Origin of the sequence: Nocardia abscessus, assembly GCF_015477775.1 — a bacterium.
Classification (GTDB): Bacteria; Actinomycetota; Actinomycetes; order Mycobacteriales; family Mycobacteriaceae; genus Nocardia; species Nocardia abscessus_A.
The window spans coordinates 1-255 of sequence record NZ_JADLQO010000089.1; the positions used below are offsets into that span (position 1 = coordinate 1).

General features: G+C 78.8%; 1 pseudogene. It reads left to right on the forward strand.

From position 1 onward, the window contains the following. Positions 1 to 255, forward strand: a pseudogene (locus IU450_RS41565) (hypothetical protein); the annotation flags it as partial.

Sequence of the window (255 nt, forward strand, 5' to 3'; positions counted from 1 at the left end):
TCGCCAAGCTGCGCGCGATCTGGCGCGAGGCCCACACCGTCGCCGACGCCGACACCGCCGCCATGCTCGAGCTCGGGCAACGCTGGCTCGACATCGTGGGCCCCGACCCGCACGCCGCACCGCTGCCGGGCTCGAAGTTGGGCGCGGCCATCCGCGCCACGGTGGCCGCCATCGCCCGCGAGGTCGCGGCCAATCCGGTGCCCGCCGACCCGGCCGAGTCCGCCGCCGCCGCGCGCCGGGCAGCCGCCGACACCG